12 protein-coding genes are annotated in these 17690 nt (G+C 53.6%); 4 read left to right on the forward strand and 8 right to left on the reverse strand.

Going from position 1 to position 17690, the window contains the following annotated elements; all coding sequences use genetic code 11:
• Window positions 1-95 precede the first annotated feature (95 nt).
• Both M0651_RS10720 and M0651_RS10725 read right to left on the reverse strand, forming a co-directional pair.
• Window positions 96-1613: a DHA2 family efflux MFS transporter permease subunit gene (locus M0651_RS10720; protein ID WP_248551741.1), complete on the reverse strand. Its 1518-nt coding sequence runs from the start codon at window positions 1611-1613 to the stop codon at window positions 96-98.
• Window positions 1603-2055, reverse strand: coding sequence for a MarR family winged helix-turn-helix transcriptional regulator (locus tag M0651_RS10725; protein WP_248551742.1), 453 nt, complete (start codon window positions 2053-2055; stop codon window positions 1603-1605). The genes M0651_RS10720 and M0651_RS10725 overlap by 11 nt, the downstream gene beginning before the upstream one ends.
• A gap of 249 nt (window positions 2056-2304) precedes the next feature.
• Between M0651_RS10725 and M0651_RS10730 the strand changes: the two genes are divergently transcribed.
• Entirely contained in the window at window positions 2305-3555 is a 1251-nt protein-coding gene (locus tag M0651_RS10730) for a methyl-accepting chemotaxis protein (protein ID WP_248551743.1), read from the forward strand.
• A gap of 472 nt (window positions 3556-4027) precedes the next feature.
• Here M0651_RS10730 and M0651_RS10735 read toward each other — a convergent pair whose 3' ends face one another.
• Together M0651_RS10735 and M0651_RS10740 are read right to left on the reverse strand one after the other, a co-directional pair.
• Window positions 4028-6220, reverse strand: a complete 2193-nt coding sequence (locus M0651_RS10735; RefSeq protein ID WP_248551744.1) for an alpha-galactosidase — start codon at window positions 6218-6220, stop codon at window positions 4028-4030.
• 120 nt (window positions 6221-6340) lie between these two features.
• Window positions 6341-7744 (reverse strand): MFS transporter, encoded by a 1404-nt coding sequence (locus M0651_RS10740; protein WP_248551745.1) that lies wholly within the window; start codon window positions 7742-7744, stop codon window positions 6341-6343.
• Between the two features lie 140 nt (window positions 7745-7884).
• Between M0651_RS10740 and M0651_RS10745 the strand changes: the two genes are divergently transcribed.
• Window positions 7885-8766: a LysR family transcriptional regulator gene (locus M0651_RS10745; RefSeq protein WP_248551746.1), complete on the forward strand. Its 882-nt coding sequence runs from the start codon at window positions 7885-7887 to the stop codon at window positions 8764-8766.
• Here the strand turns inward: M0651_RS10745 and M0651_RS10750 are convergent, their stop codons facing one another.
• The 3 genes from M0651_RS10750 to fabF all read right to left on the reverse strand — a co-directional run bounded on the left by M0651_RS10750 (window position 8767) and on the right by fabF (window position 12693).
• Window positions 8767-9987, reverse strand: coding sequence for a VanZ family protein (locus M0651_RS10750; protein ID WP_248551747.1), 1221 nt, complete (start codon window positions 9985-9987; stop codon window positions 8767-8769).
• A gap of 175 nt (window positions 9988-10162) precedes the next feature.
• On the reverse strand, window positions 10163-11272 hold the full coding sequence (locus tag M0651_RS10755; protein ID WP_248551748.1) for a DUF4349 domain-containing protein: 1110 nt from the start codon (window positions 11270-11272) through the stop codon (window positions 10163-10165).
• Between the two features lie 182 nt (window positions 11273-11454).
• The gene (gene fabF / locus M0651_RS10760) at window positions 11455-12693 is read right to left on the reverse strand and encodes a beta-ketoacyl-ACP synthase II (RefSeq protein ID WP_248551749.1); all 1239 of its coding nucleotides are present in this window, start codon (window positions 12691-12693) and stop codon (window positions 11455-11457) included.
• Between the two features lie 131 nt (window positions 12694-12824).
• Between fabF and M0651_RS10765 the strand changes: the two genes are divergently transcribed.
• On the forward strand, window positions 12825-13664 hold the full coding sequence (locus M0651_RS10765) for a helix-turn-helix transcriptional regulator (protein WP_248551750.1): 840 nt from the start codon (window positions 12825-12827) through the stop codon (window positions 13662-13664).
• Window positions 13665-13762: 98 nt separating this feature from the next.
• The gene (locus M0651_RS10770) at window positions 13763-14761 is read left to right on the forward strand and encodes an iron-hydroxamate ABC transporter substrate-binding protein (protein ID WP_248551751.1); all 999 of its coding nucleotides are present in this window, start codon (window positions 13763-13765) and stop codon (window positions 14759-14761) included.
• Window positions 14762-14835: 74 nt separating this feature from the next.
• Here M0651_RS10770 and M0651_RS10775 read toward each other — a convergent pair whose 3' ends face one another.
• Window positions 14836-17637, reverse strand: a complete 2802-nt coding sequence (locus M0651_RS10775; RefSeq protein ID WP_248551752.1) for a glycoside hydrolase family 3 C-terminal domain-containing protein — start codon at window positions 17635-17637, stop codon at window positions 14836-14838.
• Between the last annotated feature and the right edge of the window lie 53 nt (window positions 17638-17690).

Below are 17690 nucleotides of genomic sequence, written 5' to 3' on the forward strand. Positions count from 1 at the left end.
ATAGAATGTTGTAATGATTACAGCATATCCGAAAAAAAGGTACAACCGCTCAAGGATTTCTGAGAGGTTGTACCTTTTAATATTTAGGGAAGGAATTAAGCCTTGGCAGGCTTCATGCCGTTTTCCTCTTTGTTTGGGTCCTGGCCTTCTTTATTCACCTGCACTTTGCGGATAAAGAACGCCAAGACGAAGGCCACCAACGTAATTCCCGTCGCTACGACGAAAGCAAAGTCGATCCCGTTGATCGTCGCATCACGAGTAATCAAGGCCACTTGCTGTGCATTTGCCGGATCCTTAGGATTGATCCCAGCTGATATAATCATCTCCGTCGCCTTCTCTTTGGCGCGCGAGGACATGATCGTAACGAGAAGTGCGGTACCCAGCGCGCCAGCGATCGTGCGCAGCGTATTGGACATCGCGGTACCGTGGGCATTCAGCCGCGCCGGCAGCTGATTGAGGCCGGCTGTCTGAATCGGCATCATCAGCATGGACATCCCAAACATCCGCGCCGTGTACATCAAGATGAGATGCGAATACGTCGTGCTGTCGGTCAGATTGCTGAATTCCCAAGTCGTCACCGCCGTGATGGCCAAGCCGATCACCGCCAGCCAGCGTGCGCCGATCCGGTCGAAGATCATCCCGGTAATCGGCGACATGATCCCCATCAGAATCGCCCCCGGCATCAACAGCAGCCCGGACTCGAGCGGGGAGAAGCCGCGGATTTTCTGCAGGTAAATCGGCAGCAGAATCATCGCCGCATACATCGCCATTGTAATTACGACATTGATGATCGTCGTCAAAGAAAACATGTCGTACTTGAACACGCGGAATTCCAGCAACGGTTTATCTGATCTCATTTGACGCCATAGGAACACTCCCAGGGCGACAACGCCGACAATCAGGCTGACGACGACTTCCGTCTCGCCCCAGCTTGTGCTGCCGGCTTCGCTAAACCCATACAACACGCCGCCGAATCCGATCGTCGACAAGACGATCGAAAGGACGTCCAGCTTCGGCCGTCCGACCTGGGTTACATTCTTCATGAAGATAAAACCCAGAAAGATCGACAAAATCGCAAACGGCAAAATGATCCAAAACAAGACGTTCCAGGGATGATGCTCAATCACCCAGCCGGAAAGCGTCGGACCTACCGCAGGTGCGAAAATCATGGCGATCCCCATCATCCCCATCGCCTGACCGCGTTTCTCAATTGGAAAAATCGTCAGGAATACAACGGTCATCAGCGGCATCAGTACGCCGGCTCCGGCAGCCTGGACCAACCGTCCGGCGAGCACAAGCTCGAAGCTGGAGCCGATTCCGCAAATAAACGTGCCGGCCGAGAACAAAATCATCGCGGAGATAAACAGCATCCGCGTCGTGAAACGTTCCATCAAAAAGGCGCTGATTGGAATCAAGACGCCGTTCACCAGCATAAATCCGGTCGACAGCCATTGGATGGTAGTTGCTCCCACACCCAAGTCGTCCATCATCTGCGGTAGGGCAACGTTCATTAAGGTTTGGTTCAAAATCGAAACAAACGCCCCGATCAAGAGCGCCATGACGATGGGCCATCTCTTGAAATTCACGTCCTGTACAGCCGCTTCATGGTTCATTGGTTTCTTCTCTCACTTTCTCTAATGACTCAATAATTTTGTGATGCGTTTGCAGCATATGGTCGATGTCTCTCCCGGATGTCTCCAGAACGGTTGTAATCGCCTTCGTATATTCAAGGTCCGTCAGCTGATAAACCTCCATCCCTTTGTCCGTAATCTGCAAGGCAACCGATCTTCGGTCGCTATCCAAACGTGCGCGCACCACCAGTCCTGCTTTCACCAACCGATCGATCACTCCGCTGACCGTACTGTTCCCCATCCGCATTTGATCGGCAAGCTCGGTGACGCCGATTTGCGGGTTGTTCTGAATCCTTTTCAACACCATGAATTGGATACCGGTGATGCCGAAGGGCTCGGCCTGTTTGGATAACAGTTGGTAAAAAGCCCTCTTGACCTCGCGAAAGGATTCCACGATCTCATGCATGCGTTGCTTTTGATCCAAGCAGCTCTCATCCTTTAAATTTTTGTTTTATGATTTAATATTTCGTATACGAAATAATCCATGACTTTATTTAACAAAGGTTCAAGTTTAATGTCAATAAGAAAATTACAAGCCCCGAGGTTCGGCAAAAACAGAACTTTTTCAACTTTGGGTTAGCATTTCTCGGAATATTTCGTCCTATACCCCTGGCATCATGGATGATATAATTATGGTAGAATTCACCTATTACTTAAGGAGGACATGAATCTCATGACATGGTTCAACAGACTTCCCTTATCCGGAAAGATCTCCGCCGCGTGTTACCTCGTGGCTGCGCTCTTTGCCGTCCCCTCGCTGATTGTCTTCATCGTGCTGGGACACATTGTCATCGGGATCTTAATGATCGCCGTATTGGCAGCGCTTACCTTACCTCTTTCACGTTATCTCCAGAAAGCGCTTACGGGGTCCTTCGATGATATCACCAGCGCTTCCGCAAAAATCGCCAAAGGCGACTTTACCAGTCGAATCATGGAGTCCGGAGGCATGGACGATCTTAGCCGCTCCTTCAACAGCATGGTGGACAAGCTCCGTAAAATTCTGCAGGAGACCTCGGATATCACTCGTAAGGTGATGGATTCCAGCCGGAGTATTTCCGATCGCAACCAAGAGCTAATCGAAGTCATGACCCAAGTCACCCACTCCTCCAGCGAGCTGGCGTTGGGCGCGAATGCCATCTCCGAAGACGTCAGCGGCATGAAAGACGCGATCGGCGAAATTGAACAAAAGGTCAGCAATTACACCGATTCTACTCGTGAAATGAATCAACGGTCCGACGAAATGATTCAGCTGGTAGAACGCGGACGCGACTCCGTCTCGCGGCAGGCGGACGGCATGCGCAAGAACATCGAAGCGACTGAAAAAGTTGCCGATTCCATCGAGGCATTAGCCAAGAACGCGCAAGGCATAACTAAAATTACCGCGACCATTTCGGAAATTGCCGAACAGACCAACCTGTTGTCGCTGAACGCCTCTATTGAAGCTGCACGGGCAGGTGAGCACGGAGCTGGGTTTGCTGTAGTTGCGCACGAAGTACGCAAGCTGGCCGAAGAATCAACCGCATCAACCAAAGAGGTATTCAATTTGGTTCGGAGCATCGAACTGGATGTGAAGCAAGCGGGGCAGAACATCAAAATCAATGAAGAAGTCGTTCGACAACAAAGCGAAATGATCCGCGAAGCGGAGCAAATCTTCCAAGATATCGTCCAAAGCGTTCAGTACATCAGCGGGGAAATCGCCGCGTTCTCCAGGGAAAGTGAAGCGATGCTGGAAAGTGCGCAGAACATTTCTTCCTCGATTCAGAACATTTCTGCGATCACTGAGGAGTCCGCTGCGGGCACTGAACAAGTATCGGCTTCCATGAACGAGCAAATCACCTCGATCCGGGCCATGGCCGAGGAATCCGAAGCGATGAAAAATGCCGTGTTCCAGCTGCAAAAGACGATACATATCTTCAAGTTTTGATCGACGCTGCAAAGGCCCAGCCCTCCTCTCGAATAGGGGCTGGGTTTTTTTCGTTTTTTCGGTAAGATAAGAGAGACCTCGAAACGGCTCCCGCTCCTCCTGACGAAAAGACCGTAGCGAGATGGACCGCTGCTCAATTTGATTCGGGAGGATGCTGTACTCATCTCCGACGGAGGGGGAAAAGTCCGGGCAGCCATCCACCTCATTCTGTCGACGGAGCGCGTTGTTGCATTTTGGCAAGGCATTCAGGCCAAAGACTCCTTGCAAGGCGAGCTAATTCCGATGCGGATCAACGGAGAGATCGGACTGGTCCATTACCGCGATGGACATGTGATTCACGTTATTCTGTTTGAGAGGGATTCACAAGGCCGAATCCGACGTTTCTCCCCTTGTCTTACCTATGTAAGCAAATCGTCTACTGGCGAGCAAAAAGACCTGAAGGAATGTAGCCTGCTTCAGGTCTTTTCGTATCTTATCGCTTCGCTTTCAATCGAACCATCTTGCTGCTGAAGTCGCCGCGCACCGAGGCCATGGATAAGCCGGCGCTCATCAAGCGATCCCCGCCATACACTTCGCCGCTTCCAGCCACCTCATAATCTTTAGCCGGGTCAAGCCCTTGCAGTTTGACGCTGCGCAATGGGCCGTTAGGTTCTGCGAGCACCCGAAAATAGAACAATATTGCGTCCTCCTGGTCCGGGCTAACAAACATCCAAGCCGTCTCATTGCCTTCGAACGGGCTTTGCAGACGATACAGGTCGCCTTGCTGAACCAATCCGCGAATTTCTTTGTACATCGCAATCTGGCGTTTGGCCGTTTCCTTCTCCTCGTCCGTAAACCGAGTGAGATCCAATTCGTAGCCGAAATTGCCGGACATCGCCACGTCCCCCCGGAACGTCAACGGTGTCGTCCGCTCCACTTGATGGTTCGGTACGGCGGAGATATGCGCGCCCATTGTCGAAACGGGATAGACGATGCTGGTGCCGTATTGGATTTTCAAGCGTTCCGCTGCATCTGTATCATCGCTCGTCCACGTTTGCGGCATGTAATACAACATGCCCGGGTCAAACCGCCCGCCGCCGCCGGAGCAGCTTTCGAACAAAATATGTGGAAATCCGCTTGTCAAACGCTCCAAGAGTTCGTACAACCCCAGCATGTAACGGTGGGCGACTTCTCCCTGCCGCTCGGCTTGAATCGCCGCCGATCCGATCTCCGTCATGTTCCGGTTCATATCCCATTTGACGTATGTGATCGGCACTGTGGAGAAGATATCGTTCAAGCGCTCATACAAGTACTGGCGCACATCGCTGCGCGACATATCCAACACCAGCTGGTCGCGGGCTTCCGTACGTCGCCGTCCCGGGACATGAAGGCACCAGTCGGGATGGGCCCGGTACAAATCGCTGTCCGGGGAGACCATTTCCGGCTCGAACCAAAGGCCAAACTGCAGTCCGTTCTCCTTCACACGATGGGCTAAGTCCGCCAACCCGTCGGGCAGCTTGCGGCGGTCTTCGAACCAGTCGCCAAGCGAGCTGTTATCGCGGTCGCGCCGACCAAACCAGCCGTCATCCAACACAAACAGCTCAATACCCAGCTTGCTGCCCTCTTTGGCGATGGCTTCTATTTTGTCCGCATTGAAATCGAAATACGTTGCTTCCCAGTTGTTGACGAGAATTGGCCGCTCCTGATCGCGGAATTGCCCGCGGCATAACCGGGTCCGGTACAGTCGGTGATAGGTGCGGGACATCCCACCCAGCCCTTCAGCCGAATATACAAGCACCGCCTCCGGCGTTTGAAAACTCTCCCCCGGTGCCAGCTTCCAATTGAAATCAAACGGGTTGATTCCGATTGAGACACGGGTGGTCCCGAATTGCTCGACTTCAGCTTCAGCGGTGAAGTTCCCGCTGTAGACCAAGCTGAACCCGTAAACCTCGCCTCGCTGCTCCGTCGCATCTGGCCGCAGTAACGCCAGGAACGGATTCTGCTGGTGGGAGCTAGAACCGCGGCGGCTGCTGATCCCGGTAACTCCCGGAGCCAGCCGTCTACGCTGCACATGGCGTTCGCGTGCCCAGGCACCGGACAGGTATAATGCATCATAAGAAACGTCCGGGAAATCAACCGAGGCGCTAAGTGCGCGCTCCAGTTGGATCGGTTCGCCGCTCTCGTTCCGAAGCTGAGCTGATCTGGCGATAGCGTCGAAATCGGTAAACACGGTGTAGCTTAATACAATGGACAACCCGGAGACGCGATCCTCCAGCTCCAGCTCCAACGTTTCCGCTTCACGGTCCTGCTCGGTGTAAACGGATGGCAGCCCCTCGAGTACCGGCTTACCCGGAAGGATCCGGTGGGAACGGTATGTCAGCTCCGTCGCCCGAGTTCCGTTAGCAAGCCGCACTTGATAAGCCGGGCTCCGAAAGTCGCTTGTCCCGTATTGTGGGTATTCCTGCGGGAGGGAGTCCAGCGAGATCGATTTGTCCTCCGGGATCGGGTTCGGGCTGAACGATGCTCGCTCCTGGAAGGTTAGCAAGCCTTCGAGATTACTGTCGTGACGCAGTTTGGCGCCGAAATACGCATGCGCGGGATATCCATGTACCAATTGAATCAGATAACTCGTATTGCGAGATTGCAAATGGAAAAGGCCTTTCGCTTCATCGAAAAAGATAGGCATTTGGCGATCCTCCTGGTAGGTTCTCTTCTGATTATACTTACATTCATCTTCCTTCATTCTACTATCATACCCAGGAGGAGTAACGAGAATAAAGTGATCTTCTATATGGACTTTTGTGATTTAATCACGCTTAACGAAATGAAGGCGATCGCGCATAACAGGCTTAGCAGCACGTTGAGTTTGGCGATCATAATAACGGTATGACAGCAGAATGCCGATATGCAACAACGCTAAGACGAAATAGATATTGGCAAACACAGCGGAGTCCTCAAATGGATTCAGGGGATTCCAATGCGCTGTCGAACCGTAGTCTACCGCCTTTCCGTAGAGGCTGGTCGAAACCGCACCGGACAAAAAGCCCAGCATGGACAACAACCCCATGCCTACCCCGGTCTGCTCCTTGGGCAGGGTGCGGGAAATCGTGTTGGACAACGCCAGCTGCATGAACATTTGCCCCACGTTGCCCAAGATCAGAATGGCCGCAATCCAGCCCGCCGCCGCCCCGGACACCACCGAAATCAGGGCAAAGCAGCTGATCAGCAGTAGGGACGCTATATAAACGACGAAGGAATTGCCCTTGGCATCCGCGAGCTTCCCCCCTTTACGGCCGAGAATCGCCGACGCGACGGCCCCGGGCACCATGGCGAACCCGATCCAACCGGCAGGAAGTCCGTTCACTTCTGCCAGCAGCTGGGGCGACAGGAACGGCAGCGCATAACCGATTCCCATTACCAGTACCGACAGCACTAGACCATACGAGTAGCTTTTATTCTGAAATAATCTCGGATTCACGAAAGGCTGTGAGGCCCATCGGATTCGCCAAAGGAATAAGAGAAACAAGAGCAAACTGCCTAAGTACAACTCCCACCGCCCATAGGTAACACCAAGCAATAGCAGCGTAACTGTGCAGCCCAGCAGCCCCCCGCCTAGCCAATCGATCCGAACGGCCTGAATCGGCTCATCACTGAGGTATTTACGATAGAACGGCAAAGTGATCAGCATCAGCATCGGAATGCAGAACAACCACCGCCAATCCACCAGACTGACTAGCAGCGCAGACACAACCGGACCCATTGCGCCGCCGATCGCGAGCCCCGTGGCTGTAATCCCCAGCGCATATCCGCGTCGCTCAGCCGGGAAATACCGCACCGGAATAATCATCGCGGCCGCGGGAACCACGGACGCTCCGGCTGACTGCAGCACGCGTCCCAGCAAGACCATCCAATACGCCTGAGCCAACAGTCCGGTTAACGAACCCACACAAAACAGGATTAACCCAAACGTCAGCAGCTTCCTCAATTGAAAGGCATCCGCCAACTTCCCGTAAATCACAGCACCGATGGCATAGACCAAAGCGTATGCTGTCGAAACCCAGCTGACCTGAGTAACGGATAAGCCGAATTCGCCTTTGATTTCAGGAAGTACGATATTAAACATCGTCGCCCCCATGGAGGACAAGATCATGGTAAAAGCCAAAATGCGGATCAACTTCTCACTCGCCTCGGATGAAACGGTATGGTTCATCATCATCGCCCCCCTATTGTGTTCCTCACAAGTTATTGTATGATTGAATATTAATAATGAAAAATATATATTAATTTATACATTCATAACCTCAAGGATATCAATCGGTCGAATTTCAATAAAGAGGAGTTGTCCTAATCATGGAATTATTGCAATTGGAGTACTTCCGAACGGTCGCTCATATGGAGCATATGACCCGAGCCGCCCAAGAGCTGCATATCGCCCAGCCGGCGCTCAGTAAGACGATTGCCAGGCTCGAGGAAGACCTGGGAGTCCCGCTGTTTGATCGGCAAAATCGTCAGATTCGGTTAAACGCCTTCGGCAAAGCTTTTTTGAGAAAGGTGGAGACCGCGCTGGACGTCCTTGAAGAGGGGCGGCAGGAGGTGGCGGATCTGGCGGGGATGGAGCGCGGCAGCATCCATTTGGCCACCAATACGCTGGGACGTATCACGGCTGCGCTTGGGGCCTTTCGGGAAGCTTATCCGGAGGTGAATTTCCGCATCCTCCAGACATCACCGGCTTCCGTTGAAGAAATGATCGAGTTGCTGGAGAAGGGCGAGGTGGATCTCTGCTTCACCGCTTCCTCGCTGGATCATCCGGGGGTGCGCGAACAGCCGGTGTTGGATGCCGAGGTGTTCCTTGCCGTCCCGCCCGGCCACCGGCTGGAGGCAATAGAAAACATCCGCCTCGAAGACGTGGCGGACGAACCTTTTATCGAATATAAAGCAGGCCACCCGTTTCGCAAGATCAACGAATCGTTTTGCCTGGCCGCAGGCATTCGCCCTCGCATCGTCTGCGAGGTGGACGAACCAAACGCGCTTGGCAGCCTCGTCCAAGCCGGATTAGGCGTTGCCTTCGTGCCGGCATGCCGGAAGGACGAACGTCCTCCTTACTCGATGCTGCGGATTGAAAGCCCGGAGTGCCGGCGCGTCTTCTCCGTCGCTTGGCTGGAGCGCCGATATTTATCCGAAGCTGCGCGTCAGTTCAGACAGTTTCTCAGCGAATATTATAGCGAGGCTTAGTTATCTTCCAGATCTACGGCGTTCTTGTTTTCTCTGCCTTTTCGAAGCGACGTCCGTCTCTCTCAACATGATGGCATGCCCGGTGCGGCTGATTTTTTCGTAGAAGAGCAGTGGCTCCTTTCGGAAGAAACGTTTGGCGACATGGATGAAGAAGCCCAAGTTCACGGCGAGAACGACTAACGCTAGTAGCACCCGGAACAAGCTTGGCATATCGTCTGGCGGAAAAACTAACAGGCGGTTGAGGCCAAGCACTCCCCAATAGAGCAGCCCATAGCGAACGATCAGGGTGAGCAGTCCCACGGTTAGCCGTTCGCCCTTCGCGGCGGACAAATATCGAAGTACAGCAGCGGCCAGGCTGCCTTCTGGTTTCCGGTCCCCCTCGTCCGTAGGAAGTCCAACCAGCTGTATCCGCACCATCCACTTGCCAGGCGTCTTCCCGCCGGTCAAGTAGGGAATCAACATGAAATACAATCCCGTGGACACGAAGTATGCTTCCGTAATCCCTAAGCGGTAAATTACAGTCATCAAGATACCCCAGAGGAGATAGTCGAAAAACAAGGCCAACCCGCGCCGGGTATAGGTCACCCGTTTTGTCGCCAGGTCCACCCCTCGGTCCAGATGCTCTATCCGCGGCAGATACCGGGACAACCACACAGCTAGCAGGAAACCGATCATGCCCCCGAGCGTATTGCTCATCAAGTCGTCGACGTCAAAGAGGCGGTACGGATGATCATATATTCCGAAGATTCCGGTCAGCTGTGTCACCTCAATCAACAAAGATAGCAGGAACGACAGGATCAAGCTCGTGATCGGGCCTGAGCGAAAATAATACCGAATCAGCATTCCGAAGGGCACGGTCAAGGCTACGTTAAAGATCACCTGCAGGAAAGCCCGCTCCTTGAGCACCCGCCAATAGGTTGACGGCTCTCCCTGAACGATCGCGGTTTCTTTGACAATGTCCTGAATAAAATGAAAAGGAATCAGCTGCAGCGCTCCGTCGCTTAGCGGCAAGTTATGCCGGCTGGCGGGCAACGGCAGCATTACGAGGAATAAGGCGTTCATTAAGTACAGCAGGAACAAGTACAACACGAACGCCCGCACCTTGTTGACATAACCGTGCCGCCGGTATTGCACGACCAGGAAAGGCAGAGTGAACAGTAACGCCACAATCGGAAACGCACCGAAAGCATACGTAATGGGAAATAAATAATTGGCTAACATCAAAAGTCAACCCTTTCAATCTGGGTAGTTTGGCTCATTCATCTTAACATAGAACGGAATCCATCCCGTTTAAGTTTAGTTTAAAATTAGGGAATGTTTATCCATATTTCTTTACACGAAAAAAAGCAAGCCCCAAGGGCATTCCCTTGGGCTTGCTTTTACATTCAGCCTGAACCTAATTTTCTTCCGTTGTGTCCCCACTCTCTTCCTCCGTGTCCGGCTTCGTCGGCGTCACGGAACCGGCCATCGGTCCTGCCGCCTGGCCCGCCTGAAGCTGTGCACGGCGTCGTTCCCGCTCCGCTCGGTTCTTCCGGCGCGCCATCCAGATCGGGATCACGATCAAGGCTGCGATGATGAGCAACGGCAACGCACCGGCTGCAAATACGACCAGCCACTGGAAGAAGAGTGACAAAACGTCGATGCTGCCTGTCAAAGCCTTTTTCATCCGCTCCAGCAACGGCGTGTCACCGCTTGACGCGGCCGCCAGCTTCGAAACATCCGGCTGATAGACGCGGATCTCAATCGTCGAGAAAGACACGTTGCTGTCGATATACCGCATTCTCCCTTTGATCTGCTCGATCTCCGTTTGAATTCGCTCCAGCTCATTCACGAATTCAACCAGTTGCTTGGTTTGGGTCGCTTGCTCGACGAATTTTAAGTACCGTGCTTCCATTGCCTGCTTGACTTTTAAGCGGGATTCCAGATCAACGTACTCCTCGGAGACGTCCTGTCCTTGAATACTCCGCTGCAACGACTCAGGCTTAAGTCCCTCCAGACGATCCAGGAACGAGGAGAACCCCGCCGCCGGAACCTTCAGCACAAAGTTGCCGCCTTGTTCATGCTGCGTTTGGTTCTCGGAAAATTCAACGATATACCCGCCCGCCAGCATCACCAGATTGCGGATCTCCGATTGCGTTTTGGCGTAATCCTTCACTTCCATGACAACACTCGCCCGGTAAATGAGTTTACTGCTAATCCCCGCGTCCGAAGAAACTGGCTGAAATCCTGGCGCGGGATTCACCGCCGCATCGCCGCTCCCGCTGCCACCGTCCGTCTTCAGATCCTGTGCGGCGGGCGCCTCTGCCGTATCGGCTGCGACCGCCGCGGTACTCCCCCCATCCATTTCACTTTCAGCCGAGCTGGTTGCCTTATTCGCCGCCCCGCTATAGGCTAACGAATTCGAGTTCGAGGCTGCATCATTGCTAGCGCTTCCACAACCGCCGAGCAACAGCAGAAACACCACGACGATACTCCAAACGGCAACCTGTTTTCCTCTTTGCCCCATAGGTATGACCCCCTACTGTTTCAGGTTTCAAGACTCCCGCACGATGCCGGCTTTGTCGGTTCGCTTTATCTGTTCACCGTACACAGTCGTCTCTTACCTATCCAAACGCAACCCGAGTTCCGAATGTTGCCCGTCCTGTAGAATAAATTACCGTCCCGGAAGACGGGACGGTTCGATTCGATTTATTCCTGATATTTGCGCAGCACGATCACCGCATTATGTCCGCCGAACCCAAACGAGTTGGATAACCCGATTTCAAGATCAGCCCGGCGTGCCTCCTGCGGCACGTAGTCCAGATCGCATTCCGGGTCGGGGTTCTTCAGGTTGATCGTTGGCGGGATGATCCCTTCCTTCAGCGATTGAACCAGGGCGATTGCTTCCGCGCCGCCGGCCGCGCCGAACATATGGCCAATCATCGATTTGTTGGCTGTAACCGGAATTCGATAGGCGTGCTCGCCAAACGCCTTCTTGATCCCCTTCGTCTCCCCAAGGTCGCCGACCTGGGTGCTTGTCGCATGGGCGCTGATCACGTCCACCTGCTCCGGCGTAATCCCCGCCGAAGCAAGCGCCCGCTTCATCGCTTGGTAAGCTCCGACGCCTTCGGGATGCGATGCGACAACATGGTACGCATCGGAGCTGGCGCCGTAGCCGATCACTTCGCCGTGGATACGCGCTCCCCGCCGCAACGCATGCGTCAGCGACTCCAGCACGACGATCCCCGCGCCCTCGCCCATCACGAAACCGTCGCGATCGGCGTCAAACGGCCGGCTGGCCTGCTCAGGGGTATCATTCCGCTTCGAGAGTGCGGTCGCATTCCCGAAGCTGGCCAGCGCGAGCGGATGCACCGCCGCTTCAGTTCCGCCGGCGATCATCACGTCGGCTTCGCCGCTGCGGATTAGCCGGAACGCTTCGCCGATCGACGAATTGCCGATCGAGCAGGCGGTGACCGGCGACAGCGTTTCGCCCAATGCACCGAAGCGGATGCTGATCTGTGCGGCGGCCATGTTGGAGATCATCATTGGCACCAGACTGGGACTGACTCGGTTCGGTCCGCGTTCATCCAGGACTCTAACATTGTCCGCCAGTGTTTCAATCCCGCCGATGCCCGAACCAACGTATACGCCAAACCGCTCGCGATCCAGTAATTCCGGTTGAAGGCCTGCGTCCTGAACGGCTTGTTCGGCAGCATATAGAGCGTATTGGCAGAAGAGATCCATTTTGCGAGCTTCCTTTCGCCCGAACACCGTTTCGCCGTCAAATCCACGGACTTGCCCCGCAATCTTGGTACCAAACGCCGTGACATCAAAACGATCGATCGGCGAAATTCCGGACCGTCCCTCTTTCAACCCTTGCCAAAATGTATCTACATCATTGCCCAGCGGGGATAAAATCCCCATGCCAGTAATTACGACCCGTTCCATCGTCATCCTCCTTCAGATATTGCACTTGTTGTTATCCATTGTAGCCCCAAAATATCCTATTACAAGTTTTTAGTTATCCTAGTATAATGGATAATACATTATGGATATGACCAGGAGGAGGACACAAGCTGATGAGCACGGAGCCAAGATTAGAAGCCTTATCCGAATTTTTGAAAACACAACGCGCCAAGCTCCATCCCCATACGGTAGGTCTGCCGGCAGGGTCGCGTCGACGTACGTCGGGCTTGCGCCGCGAGGAAGTCGCCCAGCTTGCGGGGATAAGTACGACATGGTATACCTGGCTGGAGCAAGGCCGGGATATCAAGGTATCCCCTTCTGTCCTGGATGCGATTGCCGGGGCGCTTCGACTGAATATCGACGAGCGGAAGTACCTGTTTGACCTGGCATCCGACAGCGGTTTTCACCCGGATTGGGTGGAAGAGAAGGAACCGGTGATCAACCCGTCGCTCCATAAAATTTTGCAAGAGCTGAAATATTGCCCCACGATCATCTCCGACCGCCACTGTCATATTGTCGGATGGAATCCCGCTGCGGCCCACGTATTCGTGGACTTCGAACAGATCCCGGAAGAGGAGCGCAACCTGATCTCCCTCCCCTTCGCCAAGAAAGAACTGCGCAGCCTGGCTGTCAATTGGCCGCATTTTGTTAAAGGCTTCCTGGCCATCTTTCGCGCTTACTATGGACAATACGTCGCCGATCCCTGGTATTCACAGTTCATCGAATCGATGTCCCAGCGGTACCCGGATTTCCAAGAGTTATGGAACCAGAGCGAAGTGAGCGCCGCTCCGGAAGTGATGATCGAATTCCGTCACGCCAAAGCCGGCAAAATGTTGTTCAATTTGACCTCCCTTCAAGTCCAAGGCGATGCCGATTTACGCTGCAGCATTTATACCCCGATCGAAGGAACGGCGACCGAAGCCAAACTCAAGAAATTGCTTGAGGGAACCTAATAGGATTAGTATTGACAAACCACGAAGAAATTCGTATTGTGATTCATAGTGATACTGATAATCATTATCATATTAATCAGTGACAAGGAGAATCACGTATGAAGAAGCTGTTTATTCCCGTTATTTTAGCCTTCACCCTACTAGCCGGAGCCTGCGGCAACGAATCGGCACGGCAGGACCCTGAGGCCAATACCCAGAGCAATGCCGCAGCTGCAAACACCTCAGCTGAGGGCGCCGCAAATGGCACGAGTGGAAGCAACTCCCCGGGGACGGAGACGGCTTCCGGTACGGTTACCTATCAATCAGAGAATGGTCCCATTGAAATTCCCGCGAATCCGAAGCGGATCGTGGCTTTGACGAACGCTCCAAACATTGTGGCATTAGGCGGATCGCTGGTTGGTGTCGATACCTGGACGATGAACAACCCCCTCTTCACCGATAAATTGAAGGATATCGCCGTCGTATCGGAAGAGAACCCGGAGCAAATCTTCGCGTTGGAACCTGATCTCATTATTGCCGGGTCGCATATGAAAAATCTTGATAAGCTGAGCGAAATCGCGCCAACGATCATCTATACCTGGGGAAAACTAGACTATTTATCGCAGCAGGTGGAAATCGGGAAGGTGCTGAACAAAGAAGCGGAAGCCACCGCCTGGGTTGAGGATTTCACAACCCGAGCCAAAGCTGTAGGCGAAGAGATCAAAGCCATAATCGGCAAGGACGCCACCGTCTCCGTTCTCGAATATGACACGAAGAACTTCTATGTCTTCGGGAACAATTGGGCCCGCGGTACGGAACTGTTATATCAAATGATGGAGCTTAACATGCCAGAAAAAGCGAAAAAGGATGCCTTGGGCCCCGGCTACTACACGTTGTCGAACGAAATCCTTCCCGAGTATGCCGGAGATTACATCGTGCTGAGCCAGAATAAAGAAGCCCAAAACAACTTCCTGCAATCCAATACGTGGAAGAATATCCCGGCTGTGAAGAACGGCCGTGTCATCGAGATCGACACCGCCGCTTCCTCGTACAGTGATCCCATTACCCTCGAATATTTGCTGAAGATCTTTAAGGACGGATTTCTCTCATTACCATAAAGCATAACAACTTTTCCTAATCAAAAGGGATGAGCCCTCACTTCCAAATGGAAGGGCTCATCCCTTTTTTTGATTTAGGACATAAACTCGATCCAGCCGATCTCTAGCCCCGGCTTGATATAATCAAACTTCAACTCGTAATCGCCTTCTGCAAGCTCGATACGGAGCTGCTTCTGCGTGACCCATTTGCCAAAAGTGCCATTTGTCTGTACGGTGGTCAACAGCTCGCCATTCAGCAGTAAATTGCAGGCCGATTGCGACAGGTTCATCGCTTCGTAACGGATATGCGCTGCCACCGTATACACTCCGGCTTCCCGCACCTTCACAACTGCGGTTTGTGCATTTGCCAGAACTTTGGTGCTTTCCGTACGGAACAACGTATAAACCTCTGTGCCTTCCCCCACAACGAGCTTATCGTCTTGTACAGCCTGGATCGAACGGATTTCGTCAGCCGATTTCGGTTCCCGGGCAAATACTGGCGCGTTCATCAAGAACCGGCAAATATTAATGGCGCACCGCTGCAATTCGCCCACAGTCAAAGTACCGTTCGCCAAGGCCTCCAGCGTATTGTCCCCCAGCGAATTAATCTCCGCACCATTGTTATTCACGACCATATACAAGTCGTTTTGGGCGCGGACCATAAAGGATGTGTTCTTCGCATCAGCCGGCCCGCCTTCCACACAGTCGTTCATCACGGCCCACCAATCCGTCATGACGATGCCTTCATACCCCCACTCCTTGCGAAGAATGGTCGTATTGAGATCATAATTGGAAGCCGCCCAATGCCCGTTGACCGGGTTATAGGAGGTCATGATCGAAGTGGCCTCCCCTTCCTTCACCGTCATTTCAAAGCCTTTCAGGTAGATCTCGCGCAATGCCCGTTCGGAGACGACCGCATCGACTTTCGAACGCGCCTGCTCCTGGTTATTGCCGGCAAAATGCTTCACGGTGGCGGAAGAGCCGCCTTTCTTAATTCCACGCGTCATAGCTGCCGCAAAACATCCGGTCAAATACGGGTCTTCGGAAAAATATTCGAAATTCCGTCCATTTAACGGATGTCGATGGATGTTGATTCCCGGCCCCAACAGCGTGTCAATTTCATTCTGCAGCAGCTCTTGTCCCTCCAGCACGTATAACGACTCCACGAGAACGACATCCCAACTGGAGGCGAGCAGCGTCCCGATTGGCAACTGAGTTGCCTTCAGACCGCTGTCCATACGAATGCCGGAAGGGCCGTCGGCAGCACTTGCCACCGGGATCCCATACTCCAGCAGGTTATCCCCCACCCCGCCGAAAGCGGACGCCGTGCCCGGCGTGACTTTCGGACTGCTCATGCCTTCGCCGCGCACGATCGTAGCCAAGTCCGCATCGCTCAACTGGGCGACAAATTCCTCCAAGCTGGCTTTCCCCGCTTGAACGTCCTTCAGCACGAGGCCGCGATTTCCGGTTTGCGGATACGCTTCCGGCAATCGGCTTTCGATGCGCTCTTTCAATGAAATCGTGCGCCGCGGCGTTTCCTCGCGCACGATGGTATACGTTCCATCCGGCTTCCGATTCCCTGGTTTCAACCGTGAGAAATGTTCCGTAGGAGCCGCTGCTTCCTCCAGCCGTTCAACAACTGCCAGTTCTGCAAGCTGGAACGCCGCTTTTCCGTTCACGGCAACCCGCTCCGTGGATCGGATGCTGTTGCCGACATGAAGCTCGTAATCGCCGGCTTCCAGCACATAACAGGATTTATTCCCTGTAAAGCCGCCGTCGTCATAGGAAGCCATCCGCCGCACCGGTAATTGCAGCGACAACACCTCGGTTTCGCCAGGCTGGAGCAGCTTCGTTTTCGCGAAGGCTCCGAGTGCACGGACCGGTTTGCCCAATTGACCTTGCGGCGCTTCATAATACAGCTGAATGACTTCTTTCCCGGCAAACTCCGTTCCGGTATTCGTCACCGCCACTTCGACCTCAAGCCGGGCCGCCGGGCCGGTGCCTTCGAGCTTCACACCCTGCACGTTCCAGGCGAAGGAGGTATAGGAAAGGCCATAACCGAACGGAAAGAGGACCTTGTCCGGGCAAAACGTTTCGAAATAGCGGTAACCTATATAAATATCTTCCTCATAGAGGTTCCTCACTTCGCTGCCAAAGTTGGCCGTCGACGGGTAATCCTCAATGTGATACGCGACCGTATCCGGCAACTTGCCGCTTGGCGTGACATCCCCCGACAGCAGGTCGGCCACCGCATGACCGCCGATCATCCCGCCTTGCCACACGAACATAACCGCCCGGATCCGGCCTTGATGGACCGGATCGTTGATCCAGCTCATGTCGATGACATTGGCGACGTTCATCAGGACGGCGACTTGTTCGAAATGCCGGGTGACCGTTTCGAGATTCAGCCGTTCCTGCTCCGTTAACCGATAACTGCCTTCGGTATCGGCATTATCCTTATCTTCGCCGGCCGTCCGACCGATGATGATCACCGCTTTGTTCGTTACCTTCTTGGCTTCAGCTACGATCTCGTCCGTCAGCGGCATTTCCTGCTGGCACCAAGGCTCGGCAGCCCAACCGCCGCCGCCGTTATCAAACGGGTTCTCGGCAATCCATTGCTCATATTGCCCGGCCAGCTGCGCATTGACCTGGATGCGTGGATTGGCCCGCAGCCCGTCCAAAATGCTGACGACATAAGGGACGTTCACGGCGCCGCCAGACCCCGTTCCGCTTCGGTAAGTATCGATTTGACTTCTTCCGAAAACGGATACAATTTCATCTTTTCGAATCGGAAGCATAGCGTTTTCATTTTTCAACAGAACGCCGCCTTCGGCTGCCGCGATTCGGCTGTACTCGGCGAAACCTTCCAAAGGAACGCCCAACATCGATTTGCTCATCTCTTTGCTCTCTCCTATCCGATAGTAGATCCCAATACGGGATGCTCATAAGT

It is taken from the genome of Paenibacillus mellifer (assembly GCF_023195895.1).
Lineage (GTDB): Bacteria > Bacillota > Bacilli > Paenibacillales > Paenibacillaceae > Fontibacillus > Fontibacillus mellifer.

Excerpts from the sequence above, each read along its gene's own strand:
- M0651_RS10775 (WP_248551752.1), bottom strand. The coding sequence starts at position 17,637 with ATGAGCAAATCGATGTTGGGCGTTCCTTTGGAAGGTTTCGCCGAGTAC.
- M0651_RS10745 (WP_248551746.1), top strand. The coding sequence starts at position 7,885 with ATGGAATTATTGCAATTGGAGTACTTCCGAACGGTCGCTCATATGGAG.
- M0651_RS10750 (WP_248551747.1), bottom strand. The coding sequence starts at position 9,987 with ATGTTAGCCAATTATTTATTTCCCATTACGTATGCTTTCGGTGCGTTT.
- M0651_RS10730 (WP_248551743.1), top strand. The coding sequence starts at position 2,305 with ATGACATGGTTCAACAGACTTCCCTTATCCGGAAAGATCTCCGCCGCG.
- M0651_RS10755 (WP_248551748.1), bottom strand. The coding sequence starts at position 11,272 with ATGGGGCAAAGAGGAAAACAGGTTGCCGTTTGGAGTATCGTCGTGGTG.
- M0651_RS10765 (WP_248551750.1), top strand. The coding sequence starts at position 12,825 with ATGAGCACGGAGCCAAGATTAGAAGCCTTATCCGAATTTTTGAAAACA.
- fabF (WP_248551749.1), bottom strand. The coding sequence starts at position 12,693 with ATGGAACGGGTCGTAATTACTGGCATGGGGATTTTATCCCCGCTGGGC.
- M0651_RS10740 (WP_248551745.1), bottom strand. The coding sequence starts at position 7,744 with ATGAACCATACCGTTTCATCCGAGGCGAGTGAGAAGTTGATCCGCATT.
- M0651_RS10735 (WP_248551744.1), bottom strand. The coding sequence starts at position 6,220 with ATGCCTATCTTTTTCGATGAAGCGAAAGGCCTTTTCCATTTGCAATCT.
- M0651_RS10720 (WP_248551741.1), bottom strand. The coding sequence starts at position 1,613 with ATGAACCATGAAGCGGCTGTACAGGACGTGAATTTCAAGAGATGGCCC.
- M0651_RS10770 (WP_248551751.1), top strand. The coding sequence starts at position 13,763 with ATGAAGAAGCTGTTTATTCCCGTTATTTTAGCCTTCACCCTACTAGCC.